At 40.0% G+C, this 14,931-nt stretch carries 15 protein-coding genes; 7 read left to right on the top strand and 8 right to left on the bottom strand.

The annotated features are described in order from the left end of the window. Positions 1-146: 146 nt before the first annotated feature. The gene (locus tag PSI14_RS06595; RefSeq protein WP_273575120.1) at positions 147-473 is read right to left on the bottom strand and encodes a hypothetical protein; all 327 of its coding nucleotides are present in this window, start codon (positions 471-473) and stop codon (positions 147-149) included. Positions 474-1,080: 607 nt separating this feature from the next. Between PSI14_RS06595 and betT the strand changes: the two genes are divergently transcribed. The 7 genes from betT to PSI14_RS06560 all read left to right on the top strand — a co-directional run bounded on the left by betT (position 1,081) and on the right by PSI14_RS06560 (position 6,813). Next, the gene (betT, locus tag PSI14_RS06590; protein WP_273575119.1) at positions 1,081-3,075 is read left to right on the top strand and encodes a choline BCCT transporter BetT; all 1,995 of its coding nucleotides are present in this window, start codon (positions 1,081-1,083) and stop codon (positions 3,073-3,075) included. A 196-nt stretch (positions 3,076-3,271) separates the two neighbouring features. Next, positions 3,272-3,715: a PTS sugar transporter subunit IIA gene (locus tag PSI14_RS06585; protein ID WP_273575118.1), complete on the top strand. Its 444-nt coding sequence runs from the start codon at positions 3,272-3,274 to the stop codon at positions 3,713-3,715. A gap of 30 nt (positions 3,716-3,745) precedes the next feature. After that, a complete protein-coding gene (locus PSI14_RS06580; RefSeq protein ID WP_273575117.1) occupies positions 3,746-4,033 on the top strand; it encodes a PTS sugar transporter subunit IIB in 288 nt (95 codons plus the stop codon). Between the two features lie 12 nt (positions 4,034-4,045). Continuing rightward, a complete protein-coding gene (gene ulaA, locus PSI14_RS06575; protein WP_273575116.1) occupies positions 4,046-5,305 on the top strand; it encodes a PTS ascorbate transporter subunit IIC in 1,260 nt (419 codons plus the stop codon). A gap of 439 nt (positions 5,306-5,744) precedes the next feature. Then, positions 5,745-6,020 (top strand): PAAR domain-containing protein, encoded by a 276-nt coding sequence (locus tag PSI14_RS06570; RefSeq protein ID WP_273575115.1) that lies wholly within the window; start codon positions 5,745-5,747, stop codon positions 6,018-6,020. A gap of 86 nt (positions 6,021-6,106) precedes the next feature. Next, positions 6,107-6,217 carry a CPCC family cysteine-rich protein gene (locus PSI14_RS20035; protein WP_306309234.1) on the top strand — a complete coding sequence of 37 codons (111 nt, stop codon included), beginning with the start codon at positions 6,107-6,109 and terminating at the stop codon, positions 6,215-6,217. 131 nt (positions 6,218-6,348) lie between these two features. Then, positions 6,349-6,813, top strand: a complete 465-nt coding sequence (locus PSI14_RS06560; protein ID WP_273575114.1) for a hypothetical protein — start codon at positions 6,349-6,351, stop codon at positions 6,811-6,813. Between the two features lie 317 nt (positions 6,814-7,130). Here PSI14_RS06560 and PSI14_RS06555 read toward each other — a convergent pair whose 3' ends face one another. From PSI14_RS06555 to pgaB, 7 genes are all read right to left on the bottom strand, one after another. Continuing rightward, positions 7,131-7,946 (bottom strand): EAL domain-containing protein, encoded by an 816-nt coding sequence (locus PSI14_RS06555; RefSeq protein ID WP_273575113.1) that lies wholly within the window; start codon positions 7,944-7,946, stop codon positions 7,131-7,133. A gap of 363 nt (positions 7,947-8,309) precedes the next feature. Continuing rightward, on the bottom strand, positions 8,310-8,795 hold the full coding sequence (gene yfiB / locus PSI14_RS06550; RefSeq protein ID WP_273575112.1) for an outer membrane lipoprotein YfiB: 486 nt from the start codon (positions 8,793-8,795) through the stop codon (positions 8,310-8,312). Then, complete coding sequence (gene dgcN, locus PSI14_RS06545) at positions 8,792-10,054, bottom strand: diguanylate cyclase DgcN/YfiN (RefSeq protein ID WP_273575111.1); 1,263 nt, start codon at positions 10,052-10,054, stop codon at positions 8,792-8,794. The genes yfiB and dgcN overlap by 4 nt, the downstream gene beginning before the upstream one ends. Before the next feature lie 5 nt (positions 10,055-10,059). Next, complete coding sequence (gene yfiR / locus PSI14_RS06540; protein ID WP_273575110.1) at positions 10,060-10,557, bottom strand: regulatory sequestration protein YfiR; 498 nt, start codon at positions 10,555-10,557, stop codon at positions 10,060-10,062. 564 nt (positions 10,558-11,121) lie between these two features. After that, entirely contained in the window at positions 11,122-11,553 is a 432-nt protein-coding gene (pgaD, locus tag PSI14_RS06535) for a poly-beta-1,6-N-acetyl-D-glucosamine biosynthesis protein PgaD (protein ID WP_273575109.1), read from the bottom strand. Then, positions 11,550-12,881 (bottom strand): poly-beta-1,6-N-acetyl-D-glucosamine synthase, encoded by a 1,332-nt coding sequence (pgaC, locus tag PSI14_RS06530; protein ID WP_273575108.1) that lies wholly within the window; start codon positions 12,879-12,881, stop codon positions 11,550-11,552. The genes pgaD and pgaC overlap by 4 nt, the downstream gene beginning before the upstream one ends. Further along, the gene (pgaB, locus tag PSI14_RS06525) at positions 12,874-14,925 is read right to left on the bottom strand and encodes a poly-beta-1,6-N-acetyl-D-glucosamine N-deacetylase PgaB (RefSeq protein WP_306309233.1); all 2,052 of its coding nucleotides are present in this window, start codon (positions 14,923-14,925) and stop codon (positions 12,874-12,876) included. The genes pgaC and pgaB overlap by 8 nt, the downstream gene beginning before the upstream one ends. Positions 14,926-14,931 lie beyond the last annotated feature (6 nt).

The raw sequence follows: 14,931 nt of genomic DNA, 5'->3' as shown, positions 1-14,931 counted from the left end.
GAAAAATTAATTTCTGCAATTAATTTTTTTATTTTATATTTCAACTTGTTGTCTATCAAATATAATGACTTTTCCTATGAAATGAAGTGTGGCTGTCATAAAGGCGGATTTATTTTTCTGAAAAATATCATGTGTTATTGATACTATTAAAACAGGTTTAAAACCTTGAGGTCGTCATTTTTGCATATTAAGCCAACTCTAAAATTATGGGTTTTTGCTGTGATTAACATATTATAAAAAGTATTTCGAGAAGCAAGGCCATTTTTATCAAATGTTTTTATCCAATAATTCGGATGTTCTCTTAGGTTAAATGTAAAATACTTTGCATTATCAAAAGCAGCGATTGTACCTATATGGCCTCTTGTAAAGCCATTCCGACTCTTAGGAGGACATACATATTTTGCTGCATGAGCCATTCCGATAGAAAGAGTTATTAAAATAATTATAAAACTCAAATGTTTTTTGTATTTCATGGCTTGTTACCTCTATTTTGAAAGCATTAAGGGTTTGCATTTAGATTAGATTGAAATTTTTGTGTTTTATTCAATGAATGATTAACAAGATTTAAAAAAATACTGATTTAATAATGCTGATAGGGTTTGGATACTTAGCTAATATTAAAATCACAAGGTTTTTTACTCTACGAAATACTTGATATAAAGAACTTAATATAAATTATCTGGATTGATGGAGTCGCTGGAAATAATTAACTACTCTTGCTTTTCAAAGAATATTACTATTTTGGAAAATTGTCTATCTGACCACCAAAAATATAGGTTATTAAACGAATTGAAAGAGGCTTATCTTTAAGCGTATAAATATATTGACTTTTTACTGAGAAATTTGATTATCAACATAACTTCTCTACTGCACACACATATATCCCTCTGTAAGTATAGTTATTTTTATTTTTATGTTAAGGTGACCTTTCATGTAGGTTGAGTGAATTATGAACGCAAAGCGCCTGCGAGGTGTATAACCCTTTATTGGGATTATATGTAATTTTATAAAATCTCTACAAAATATTGCTTATTGGAGTAAATAGGAGATAGTGTCGCACACTAATTTTGAAGGATAATTATGAGTCAAGATAATACTGGTCAGGTAAAGACTAAAACTTCCATTAACCCACCAGTTTTCTTCTTCTCAGCGTTTTTAGTCATTGCACTGGTGACATTCGCTGGTTTGAAACCCGAACTTGCCGACCGATGGTTTAAGGCGTTGCAACAGGATATTTTTGTTAACGCCAGTTGGTTTTATATCCTCGCGGTTGCTTTAATTCTGCTTTCGGTTACCTATCTGGGCTTATCCAGATACGGCAATATAAAGCTGGGCCCTGACCACGCTGAACCAGATTTCAGTTATTTTTCCTGGTTTGCCATGCTGTTTTCTGCGGGTATGGGAATTGGGCTTATGTTCTTTGGCGTAGCCGAACCGGTGATGCATTATCTGTTACCTCCGGTGGGAACGCCTGAAAGCATCGCTGCGGCGAAACAAGCAATGAAGTTAACTTTCTTCCATTGGGGGCTTCACGCTTGGGCCATTTATGCGATTGTTGCTTTGATTCTGGCATTTTTCAGTTATCGACACGGTTTGCCTCTAACCTTGCGTTCAGCGCTGTATCCGATTATTGGCGATAAAATTTATGGGCCGATTGGTCATGCAGTAGATATCTTCGCTGTCATTGGTACTGTATTCGGCGTTGCCACCTCTTTAGGATATGGCGTTCTTCAGGTAAATGCAGGTCTTAACCATTTATTTGGATTACCAATCAACGAAACTGTACAGGTTGTATTGATCGTTGTTATTACTGCTTTGGCGACTATTTCTGTTGTTTCCGGCTTGGATAAAGGCATCCGCATTTTGTCTGAGTTGAATCTGGGTCTGGCATTTTTATTATTGATCTTGGTAGTTGTTTTGGGGCCAACTGTACTGTTGCTGAAATCCTTTGTGGAAAACACGGGAGGCTACCTTTCGGAAATTGTCAGCAAAACGTTTAATCTTTATGCCTATGAACCCAAATCCAGTAATTGGCTGGGGGGATGGACATTACTCTATTGGGGATGGTGGTTATCATGGTCTCCATTCGTTGGTATGTTTATCGCAAGGGTTTCCCGGGGCCGAACTATCAGGGAGTTTGTGACCGGCGTTTTATTTGTACCCAGCGGTTTTACTCTGATGTGGATGACGGCATTCGGTAATAGCGCCATTGACCTGATTTCCAATAAAGGGGCGAAAGAACTGGGCCACATTGTGCAGACTGACGTTCCTCTGGCACTGTTTAGCTTCTTGGAACATTTCCCATTTCCTAGCGTTCTCTCATTTATTGCGATGGCCATGGTCGTCATGTTTTTTGTCACCTCTGCGGACTCTGGTGCAATGGTAGTTGATACATTGGCTTCGGGCGGTGCTCAACATACACCAATCTGGCAACGGATCTTCTGGGCAGGGTTGATGGGTATTGTTGCTATCGCACTGTTACTTGCTGGCGGTTTGTCTGCTTTGCAAACAGTAACGATTGCCAGTGCGCTGCCTTTCTCCATCATCTTATTGATATCTATTTATGGCTTGCTCAAAGCATTGCGGGTTGATGCATACAAGAAAGACAGCCAGCAAATGACCACGATTGCACCTACAGCCAGCCGGAATCCGATTCCGTGGCAACGGAGATTAAGGAATATCGTCTATTATCCTAAGTGTTCGCAGGTAAAGCGTTTTATGAACGAAATCATCCAGCAGGCAATGGGAATGGTGGCTGAGGAATTAGAGAAACAAAATAAAGTTATCATAATTAATGATGAAATGGATGATCGGCTTCATTTGGAAGTGGATTTTGGCGACAACGTCAATTTTGTCTATGAGGTTCGCCTGAGAGGATATATACAACCTGCATTTGCTCTTGCTGGTTTGGAAGATGATGATAGAAGTGAAGAGCAAAAATATTACCGTGCGGAAGTTTATCTTAAAGAAGGTGGACAAGACTATGATCTGATGGGTTGGACTCAAGAACAGATCATCCACGATATTTTGGATCAATACGAAAAGCATATTCACTTCTTGCACTTGGTTCGTTAGCAAAAAAGCCAGTCCCCAGACCGACAATCTGGGGATTTTTTTATTTTATGATTTATTGATAGTGTGATTTACCCCGTATTATTGCGTTTTTCATCTTTTTCCATCGGTGTGTTTAGTTTGCAGTGACTATTCTTTTATTTATTGGCTTTTATTTATTGGTTTTTATTTATTGGATTATTGCACCGAGGGGAATTGAATGCTGAAAACTTTACTGACTTATGATGTTATCCAATGGGTTTCCAGGGCAAAAGATTGGCGTGACGCTATCGCGATAGCATGTCAACCGCTCATTAACGATGGTGCGATTGAGCAAAGTTATGTTGATGCAATTTATCATTCCCATGAAGAAATTGGCCCTTATTATGTAATTGGCCCAGGCATTGCGATCCCCCATGCAAGACCGGAACAAGGTGCCAACCGCCTTGCCTTGAGTTTAGCGGTATTCCACCAAGGTGTGGTATTTGGTTCTGCAAGCAATGATCCAATTAATTTATTGATCGTATTCGCGACGACAGACAGTAATAGCCATATTGAAGTGCTTGCTGAATTAGCTGAGCTATTTGATGATCAGCAAAAAATCAGCCAATTGATACATTCTGGTAGCCAAGACGAGATTTTTTCGATCGTTCAGGGTTATTAACTAACATCTCATTGCATAACGGGAAATATCATGAAAATTACAGTCGTTTGCGGTAATGGTTTGGGCACAAGCTTAATAATGGAAATGAGCATCAAAAAAATTCTGCAAGAATTAGGTGTAGAAGCCAGCGTTGAACATATCGATTTAGGATCAGCCAAGGGCACGGTAAGCGATATTTTTGTTAGCACAAAAGACATCGCTGAACAGTTGATAATGCAAGATGTGGGTGGAAAAATTATTGTATTGGAAAATATGCTGGATAAATCCGCGATGAAAGCGCATTTATCTACGGTACTGGTTGAAATGGGTAACTTATAATTGGAGGCGGGCATGGATTTCTTTCGCTTCTTAATGAACGATGTATTAGCCGAGCCTGCTATTTTGGTTGGGCTTATCGCTTTAATAGGTCTAACCGCCCAGAGAAAGACCGTAACAGAATGTATTACAGGAACAATAAAAACCATTCTGGGATTTATCATTCTGGGGGCTGGAGCGGGAGTCGTCGTCAGTTCTCTGGGTGGATTTTCCACTATATTTCAACACGCTTTTGGGATTCAGGGAGTAATACCAAACAATGAAGCGATTGTATCGATCGCGCAAAAAAGTTTTGGCAGAGAAATGGCCTTGATCATGTTTTTTGCCATGATTATTAATATCCTAATTGCCCGTTTCACGCCGTGGAAATTTATTTTTCTGACCGGACACCATACTTTATTTATGTCAATGCTGGTGGCGGTAATTCTGTCAGTGGCCGGAATTGACGGTATGCTACTGGTAGCAATTGGCTCACTTGTTGTTGGCGTCTCAATGGTATTCTTTCCCGCTATTGCCCATCCTTATATGAAAAAAATCACCGGCTCTGATGATGTGGCACTTGGGCATTTCTCAACACTTTCTTATGTTTTGGCAGGATTTGTTGGCAGTAAATTGGGGAATAAGGCTCATTCTACAGAAGAGATGAACGTACCGAAAAGTTTATTGTTCCTGCGTGATACACCTGTTGCTATCTCTTTTACTATGGCGATTATCTTTATCATCACCTGCCTGTTTGCTGGTGACGATTTTGTCCGGCAAGTCAGTGGTGGTAAAAACAGCATCATGTTTGCCGTGATGCAATCCATCACCTTTGCTGCGGGAGTTTATATCATCCTGCAAGGCGTCAGAATGGTGATTGCTGAGATCGTGCCCGCATTTAAGGGAATTTCCGATAAATTGGTGCCGAATGCCAAGCCAGCACTGGATTGTCCAGTGGTATTTCCTTATGCACCCAATGCAGTCCTGATTGGCTTCTTGAGCAGTTTTACCGCTGGTATTATTGGTCTGTTTATCCTTTATATACTCAACATGACCATGATTATTCCGGGTGTGGTGCCTCATTTCTTTGTTGGCGCAACCGCAGGTGTTTTCGGCAATGTTATAGGAGGAAAAAGAGGAGCAATATTAGGTGCCTTTGCACAAGGTATGCTTATTACTTTTTTGCCCGTATTCCTGTTGCCAGTATTAGGAAGTATCGGTATTGCCAACACCACATTCAGCGATGCTGATTTTGGTATAGTAGGTATTTTATTGGGGATTATTGTTCGCCACTGAATTTAGGGAAAAATAGTGTCTATAATATTGAGAGAAGTAAGATAAATAGATTTATTGAGTGTAATATAGGCGTGTTTTTTATTTTTAATAAAATATCCGCGAGTTGAATGATTGAAATATAGTGTTTATTGCAATATTTAGAAAACGATGATCTTGAATTAGATAAAAATAGGATTCACGATTTGTTAGAGGAAATGGTGAATTCTGGAAGATTGATGAAATATCTAAAATTAAATATGAGCTGCTATGACCCGATAAAATCAATATATTATTCTGTATTCTTTTCATTAAAGGTGATGACTTGGGTTGATACTTCTAGTCGATAGGATGTACAATAAATAATCCGCAAATCAGAAAGCTGTCTAAATTATTTAAATGTTGAATTAAATTGTGGTTAGTTATTCCACTAAAAATTGAATCTAAAACGAGAGGAAATAAAATGGCAAAAGGACACTTTTTGACAGTTGGAGATAAAACAACGTGTGACGGGGCTATTTTAACAGGAACCAGCAACATTAAATTTTACGGAAAGCAAGCGGCAATTGAAGGTTCTACTGTGACCTGTGGAAGATATTCAGGTAGTTATGCCATTGTTGGTGGGGTTGATTCTTTTTTAGATAAAGGTAAAAAATTAGCAGGGACTTTAGATAGCCGAACTACTTGTCCTTGTAATGCGGGTCTTATCCATTCTATCCCTGATGGTTACCAAAAATAGATTTATTTTATGATAAATATAGAAGTAAATAAAACATATGATCTTACTTCATGGTAACTATATTAAATTATTAATTAAGTGAGTTAATGATATTAAAATACCCTTGTTCATGTTGTAATAATACTCCTTTCGAATTCATAGGTGAATATAATATTTGTCCTATTTGTAAATGGGAGGATGATCCTATTCAAAATTAGGATGCTGATTGTTCTGGATGAGCCAATTCTATGAGCTTAAATGAAGCCAAAAAAGCCTTTAAACAAGGTAGAAAGATTGAATAATTTTATGTACTGTTTATCAGTATATTAAGATATCAAAGGGAAATAGTATGGAAAGCTATAAAAATTACACTATGGATAAAGCTGATTTAATATTACATCCTATTATTGGTGGGGAGCTGATATTATTAAGTTACGTCGGGTTTGCACAAGAAAGTAGATTTGAGTTTTTAAGCAAGATAGAGGGTTGGGATCGAATGGATGATTCTAAAATATTAGAATTCATCAACTTCAAAGACTACATTTCCAGCGATGTTTTTATCATTAATGAAGATTCTTATACAAAAGATAAAGTCTATTTAATGGATGCAAATAATATTGATAATTTTGTTAGGGATTATTTCAAGTTGAACTCTAGTTGTTTTTTTGATGGTGATACATTTTTTATATCTCCTCTAAAAAAAGTTCTGATTGAGTTTCAACATAATGGTTATGTATTTCTGCATAAACTACCAGTTTTGCTGAATGAGCATGGTAAGTCTATGATTTCAAATAAAACAATGTGTTGTGTTTGAATTGTTACTCATCAAATTCTGGTGAAGGTACTGTTGAATAAATAACAAGGATCATAAAGGAACGGGGTATAGGAAATAGTGTGGCTCCTTTGATGGAGATACTTGAGGATATTTACGATGAAACTCGCTTTTTTCAATTAATTGCTAATGAGTTGGGAGTCGATAAATATAGTGGCTACCATTGATCAGCATATAGAACATAAATGGCCGGAACTAAAAAAATGACATAATCGTGTCAATAATCACTTAAATATGCTAAAAAATGCCACTATAGTAACAGTTTATAAGCATTCTTGCAGGGGAAGATAAATTATTCATCACAACCATTTCTTCACAAATTCTTCCAATGGCATTGGGCGGTCAAAGTAATACCCCTGCAAATAATCGACAGAATAGTTTTTTAGCTGATTGACTTGTGCCTGATTTTCAATCCCTTCTGCCACAATTTTCAAATGCAATCGCAGAGCAAGATCAATAATATTTTCTACAATATGTTTTGAAATCATATTGGTACTCATTTTGCTAACAAAGTTATGTCCTATTTTTACTAAGTTAACATTAAATTTTTGTAAATAACTGTAATTAGAGTAGCCCGTACCAAAGTCATCCAAGGCGATTAATACGCCTAATTCATCCAATTTATTGAATAAACTAATTGTGTGTTCATCTGGCTCCAATAATTCACGTTCGGTAATTTCCAAAATTAGCCTGACGGAGTCTTTTGGAAATGATTTAAGAAAACTCTGGCAGTCATCAACTAAACGGGCGTCTTTATAATGTCTTGGGCTGATATTGAAATTAAAATGGAAATGTGTGGGTAATTGATGGGCAATGGGCGCAAAGTAATCTCGTACTTGGGTGATTAGGTTATGAGTTAAGGGAATAATAAGATCTGATTTTTCAATTTGTGCGATAAATTTACTTGGCGCCAATAGCCCATGAGCTGGGTGTTGCCAGCGAACAAGGATTTCACATCCAATAATTGCATTGTTTTTGTTACAAATAATTGGCTGTATGTAGGGAACGAATTGCTTGTTTTTAATCGCTTTTTTCAGTCGATATTCTGGAATAGTGATGAATAACATCACAAACATCCGATACAGAGATCGGGATGATTTCAGATTCAGCCCCATCATTTCTCCTTTTTGATAAAGCTTATTACTTAACAGTAGACTTGTTATCTAAATGTGCAAAAAGTGAGTAACTTTTTGATTACAAAAAAAGAAGCTTTCTTTGTAAAAAATAATCTCGGCTATGTTACAGGAAGAGTTTAGCAACGGGAAATAGCTAAATAGTTATACGGCATGATTTGAGTAAAAAATTTCGTAATTGGGGATAATGATCAAAATAAACGGATATTGTTGCCATCCGTGGCAAAATTATTATTTGATTTATATCAGTATATTATAAAGTTACCACTAATAAAGTTACCACGAATGAATAGTATTGGATTGAATCCAGTTCGTTAACTTCATGGCATTGCTATTACGGTGTTATTATAGCGCGGTTATAACAATGGCAACCCGGCGGTTTTCCGCTCGGCCTTTTGAGTTTCGGTTATCGGCGATAGGTTGGCTTGGTCCTAATCCACGGGTTGTCAGATTAGCACGCTGCATGCCTCCCTGCGTTAGCGCATCTGCAACTGTATTGGCTCGTTTTAAAGATAATTGATTGTTGTAACTCACTTCTCCGTAGTTGTCAGTATGGCCATCAAGGCGTGCATGGTGGATGCCAACTTTAGATAAAACACTTGCGAGTCCTTTTAATTTTGCTTCGCCTTCTGGACGCAAGTGAAATTGGTTATTACCAAACAAGACCTTTTCTGACATACCAAATAGCCAGCCTTCATTGGTTTGCTGAAACCCTTGCTGTTTAAGTGCAGTGATTTGTGCGGCTGTCAGCGCGTCTTTGTTCTGGCAGCCGCTGAGAAAAAGTGCACCAATAAATGCACAGGTAAATAAAAAATAACGATTTTTACTCATAGTGAGTTCCTTGATAGGTAGTTTAGTTTTGTTGTATCAGCGGAATGCCAGCCGCCGCCTCGTTGTTTAATGTGATACATTGCCGCATCAGCTTCAGAGAGTAGTTGCTCCGCCGTTAGGTCACCGTCGGATAATGCGATGCCAATGCTGAGTGTGATGCGTAGATGTTGACCGTTGGGAAGGATAATGGGGGTATCCATGGCATGGATGATATTTTTTGCCACACGCTCTGCATCTTCTAAATTGGCAGAAGGTAATAGGATAGCGAATTCATCTCCACCAAGCCGGGCAACGGTATCTGTTTTTCTTACCCTTCTTTTTAAGGTAGCAGCGATGGTGACAAGAACGTGATCGCCGGCAGCATGTCCATAGACATCGTTGACATATTTCAGCCTGTTACCATCAATAAATAATATCGCTGTGCTTTGACGCATGAATTTATCGTTCATAACGGTTGAAAGAACTCGTTCAAAAGTTGCCCGGTTTGGCAAACCGGTCAGGGAATCATGTTGCGCCTGCCAGGTTAAAACGGCTTTTTCTGTTTGCAGATGGTGTTGCCACTCTTCCAATTCTTCCAGCAGGTGATTGAATACTTGGCTTAATTCATGTAATTCAGCAATATGCGCGGAGGGGACACGGCGTGAAAATGCTCGCCGTTGTCGTACATCATGGGCAACGACGGTAATGTTTTGCAAAGCTCTGACGATGCCATCGTGCATGCGTAGTGAAAGGTAAAGTGAAATTACGGCGCTGAACAGCAGGCAGGCAAATAATACCAGTAAGGCCTGATAAATAAATTTGATGATATGGTCGCTGTTGCCAATTAACCAGATTGATCCTACCTTTTGTTGATGGTGATAAATAGGTAGGGTAAGGGGGTCAGGAAAAAGCCAGCGCTCAATCAATTTTTTTAAATTGCCGGTATGAGGCTCCTGACTGGCTTGCCAGCTTGCCAATACCTGTTGCTTGGCATCAAAAATCTTAGCTTCTGTAAAGCCGTTATGAACAGCAATCATCTCCAATATTTCGTTTGCTGCGGTTTTGTCCTGAAAGACCACTGCCGCCTGTGCTGTATGGGCGATGGTTGTGGCGATTAGTTTTAAGTTATTTTCAGCATACTTCTGCATGGCAAGCAATGCCAGTAAAGATAAGAACAAGCCGACTACGGATAATATGATAAAAGTAATAATCAGATGTATCCGGTGAAAGGCCTGGCGCAGAGTAGGGCGTGATAGCATCAGCGAATAACGTCTTTTCATACAGATTATTCCACCTTGCGTGCCAATTGCAGGACATTCGGATGTACGCGTACGCCGCTGCGCGTCAGAATATCAAGGTTGAGGCTAAATGTTGCCTGAGTGCTGTTAATATTGAGACAGAATGCACTGCCAATTTCACAGCTCGGATTATTTTCAGCAATGGTAAGCAATGGCTTGCCATTTTTCTGGTCAATCACTTGGTGTTGAAGCTGAGGAGCGACTTGACCATAGTAAATAACATCACATCTTTCTATGAGTTGTTTTACGTCTAGTTGTTTTACATCTAGTTGTTCTACGCCGAAATTCAGAGTTTCTACTTGTATCTCTGTGTGATCAGAAATCTTATTAATGTGAGTTAAGGCGTTGATATAATTGGATGGGGGAACCAGACATAAACGCAGGGTAGTCGGTGTAGTAGGCCAGTGTGTATAACTGAGAATCCCAGAAACTACCCGCGCAACATTTTCTTCATCACGTTTTAGTTTTTGATTGGTGTCAGGCATAGCTATTACTGCTGAATTATATATTACAGTAATTAAGCATAAGGCCATTAATGCCCGTAGAAATAATCTGGAAATACAACGTTTAAAAATAATTTGCCTGAAAAAAATGTGTTTAAAATCAATATTCCTAAAAGCAATATGTTTAAAAACAATATGCTTAAAAGTAATGCGCTTAAAAGCAAAGCGCTTACAAAGATGATGAGTCCGTTCAATCAGTTGCATAACGAGTCCCAATATTCGCCTTTCATATGATGTAAATAATAGTGTTTGGTGTAAGTAATAATGTTGAGGTTATTGGTAAAGTCTGTTACCAGTTAGAACCTATCTCATCAATATGCTTGTACAATTATTTTTTCGCTGCTGCCATTTTTGTTGCTACAACGATGACTATCGCTCAGCTACTGTAATTACGGTTGTCACGATTATTGTGACGATGTATTACTGTGACTGCACAAAGACTGATATTGAATGAGATAGGCTGTAAATCTTTTATTAACTAAATAGTATTATTTAAATTAATTTAATACCTTATTATTGTAATTTCACTTGTAGTAAATATTATTTTTATATTGATGCATTTTTATCGATGCTTATTATATGTCCATGGTTGTCATAAGTGATACTGGAAACTTTGCTTTGTCTTAAAACGGCTAATAAGTTTTGTTCCAAAATAAAGCTCTGTGCTATTTCAGCGTGGGTTAAAACAGGCCGATGGCGACGACGTTCGGTTCTGAATCGACGTTGATTGTATTTGGCCCAGCCAATTAGCAAAAGTGCATTAAATATGGCGATGGAAATATAAAGAACAATAGATACTGATTCTGAAGTAAATGTTGAAATAAATGCTGAAAAAAATGGTCTGGGGCCATTATGGGAGAAATGGGATAATCCCATTGTGAATAAATAGATAAAACCAACCCAAGCCAGAACCGTTAACAGGATGTCAATTAAACGAGGCGATAGTCTTTGCTCAGTAAAAATCAGTGGATCTTTCATGATTCGATTCTCTCTATTCCTCTGTCAGGGCTTTCCCAGCGAGCACGTTTTCTGCGAACCTTGAGCATCACTTTGGGAAAAGATACCAAGGTTGTAAATAGGTTTAGCATCCAATAGACCATCGGATACCAAATTACCCAGAAAAGCGATGAAGCAACGTGTTTTTCATAGCGTCGTTCAATCACTAAGCTGATGGTAAATTGGATCAGGCAGGTAGCAGCCAGAACCAATCCCGTATATCCGGGTGGAAATAGTGTATAGACACGAATGTTTTCCGGTAATGTGATGAGCATTCCGAGAAAAAATAAAATGATCGAAAGGGCAAAGGTGAATGACCAAATAACAGAGCAGCAGAATTCGGCAAACAATATCCACATGCGGCGATATTTCCATGACCATAACTTACGTAGGTTTTTCAGGAAAACTTCGGCTCCACCCTGCGCCCAGCGCAACCGTTGCTTCCATAGTCCCCTCAAGGTTTCAGGCATCAGGATCCAACAAATGGCACGGGGTTCGAAAAAGATAGACCAATGGTGTAGCTGGAGTTTCCAGCTTACATCAATATCTTCCGTGATCATGTCATTACTCCAATAACCCACGTCAGCGAGTGCCCTGCGGTTAAACGCGGCAACAACCCCTGAAACGGTAAAGACTTGACCGTAAACCCGTTGAGTACGTTTGATCAGGCCAATGATGGAAGAGAATTCTCCAACCTGAACACGTCCAACTAAAGTGGAGCGTGTGCGAACACGGGGATTGCCGGTAACAGCACCAACGCGGGGATGATCAATCATAGGTTTGACCAACCAAACCGCAGCATCGCGATCCAGCAGGGCATCACCATCAATGCAAACCAGATAATCACTTTTAGCAGCAGCGGCACCCGCTTGAAGGGCAGTGGCTTTTCCCTGATTCTGTTTCAGGTGTATCACTCGCAAGGCTTGATGTTGTTTTGCCATGGCATTGAGTTCATCAGTGGTACTGTCAGTTGAACCATCATTGATTGCGATGACTTCAATATTGGGATAGCGCTGGTTCAATGCTGCCAACAGTGTTTCGCGAACGTTTGGCCCTTCGTTATAGCAAGGGATTAAAATTGAAATCAGAGGTTCACCTTCAAGATGGGGGGCTTCTTTATCAACAATTTTCCAGTGTCTTTCCCGATAAAACCAAAAGTAGATCCCTCCTGAGATCCAGATGGCCGACATAAACAATGGCCAAAAAAAGACAAAGTTCAGCATGACTTCACCAGTAAAGGTGACGGCGATGCCAAGAGGGATGCTCAATACAAGGCAGAGCACTATAAAAGCAAGAATACGATCAATCATTAAGTGGATACCATTCAGAAGAAAGAACCGGGCGAACCTCGTTCATTTCTGGTTGATTATTGAGAAAGTCATCGGGGTAGTAACCGAAACTCTGAGCACCATTGAGCTGCAATTGACGCATCCATTCTGCTAATTGATGTCCGGGGATCGCTCTTTTATCCACAGGCTTGCGCCAATCTACGGATTGGAGTTCAAAGACAGTTTTATCCAGCGCTTGTGGACGTTGTGCGATGATTTTCACCAAGCGGGATAACCACTGGTTGCTTTCTGACAGCGGCACATTTTCCATCAATGGCATTACCATCGGGGCGACCCAATCATAGTGAGTCAGAAAATCATCCAGATTTTGGGCAAACCACTCTTCGCTGTCTGGCTCCAGAATGGGCAGGGCAAAAATATTGCGTGCAGTTTTGATCTGATAACCCTGTATTGACTTGAGTTCTCTGGTTAATTCGTGGGTAAAGTCAATCAGATATTGGCTTTTGAAACGTGTCCAGCGGGCGAACAGTTCCGGATCTTGCCGAATTTCTGCAATCGAGGCAGGTAATCCTGCGGCTTGATAAGCTCTGAGGGCATCTGCGCCGGCGTCTTCAAAATCAGACATCACTGCATCATCGTGATACAGGATGCCCTGAAAAATAGCATGGGAAGCCAAATCCTGATAAATCTCTTTGATTCTTTGACGATTGTCCGGGTTATAGGGTGATAAACGCCGATATTGTGTCGGGTTCACAAATAGCTTGTTGTTACTTTCGTCGTAGCTCATTACCCGCGGAAGTGAAGGTTCCAGCTCAAATGCCAGAACGGGCATCCACGCGTAAACGTCAATGTTCAGGCGACTGTGTAGTTGCCAAGCTACGCGGTTAAATAGATCGGCCCGCATCGGCAGCCAACGGTTAGGGAAGTAGAGTTCACGTACATTGCCATCGCCTTTGGGGTCGGCAAAGGCTTGCAGGAAAACGGTATTGACTCGGAGATCAGCAATGCGTTGTACAAGTTGATCGAGATTGCTGGCTTGTTGAATGGGATCAGGATCATAAACATAGTCCAGATCGATATGGGCAATCCGTAAAATCTGTTTATTCTGCACCTGAATGACCTGCTCAGCAAACGACTTTAGAGAAGGATTATGGGTAAGCAATATCCGGGGAACATTATCAAGATTGTTTACGTTTGCCAGCCCATTGTCCAGAGTCAGTGCCATTTTGTAGCCGTAACGTTTGGCGATTTCCAGTGTAATACCGTTATCCATGCCATAAGGCCACACCCAAACCCGTGGTTGCTTGCCGGTGGCGGCAATAATTCTTTGGGTGATAGTGGAAATATCCTTTTCCATCCGTTGGCGAAACGCTTGTTCACTTTCGTATTTACCTGTCTTGGGATCGTAAATACGAACGGCGGCGGCAGGCTCTGTGTTGCCTTGTGGGTTAGCGATGGCACCATAATGATGCTGATAAGTATGCGAACCGATTTCCACTAAACCAGAACGAGACATTTCAGCCACCTGTTCCCAAGTAGTAAAACGTTCCCGTGGTACTGTCAATCCACCAAAATTAACGGGTTTTCCGGCTGGTGTATCAACCCAGACGCCGACAGGGGCCAGAATGGCTGGCCAGTGATAGGCTTTAAGCAATGGAAATACGCGATGATAAAAACTGCTATAGCCATCATCGAAAGTCAGCAATACTGCTTTTGGAGGCAATGGTGTACCACCCTGATTGGCAGTAAGTACCTGATCGACAGTAATCGGCTGATAGCCATTTTCCCGCAACCATGCAAATTGATCGTTCAATGCGCTGGTACGGACTGACATAAAACGTTGATCTGCGCCATCATCTTCAACATCATGGTAAGCCAGTACCACAAAACTATTTTTGGGCCAGGGGCGTTCATTCATGGAAAGAGGTCGTTGCGCTGGTGGAACGAAATCAGGTTTTCCTGCGTATGCCATCATGCGCAGTTGAGGAATAAGCAGTTGAAGAATGAACAAGCTAATCAGCAATGCCGATATCATCAACCAATGACGAAAAATGTTGTGTGCCATAAAAAA

The sequence above is a fragment of the Xenorhabdus anantnagensis genome (assembly GCF_028598555.1).
Classification (GTDB): domain Bacteria; phylum Pseudomonadota; class Gammaproteobacteria; order Enterobacterales; family Enterobacteriaceae; genus Xenorhabdus; species Xenorhabdus anantnagensis.
This window is presented reverse-complemented; position numbering and strand designations above follow the sequence as displayed.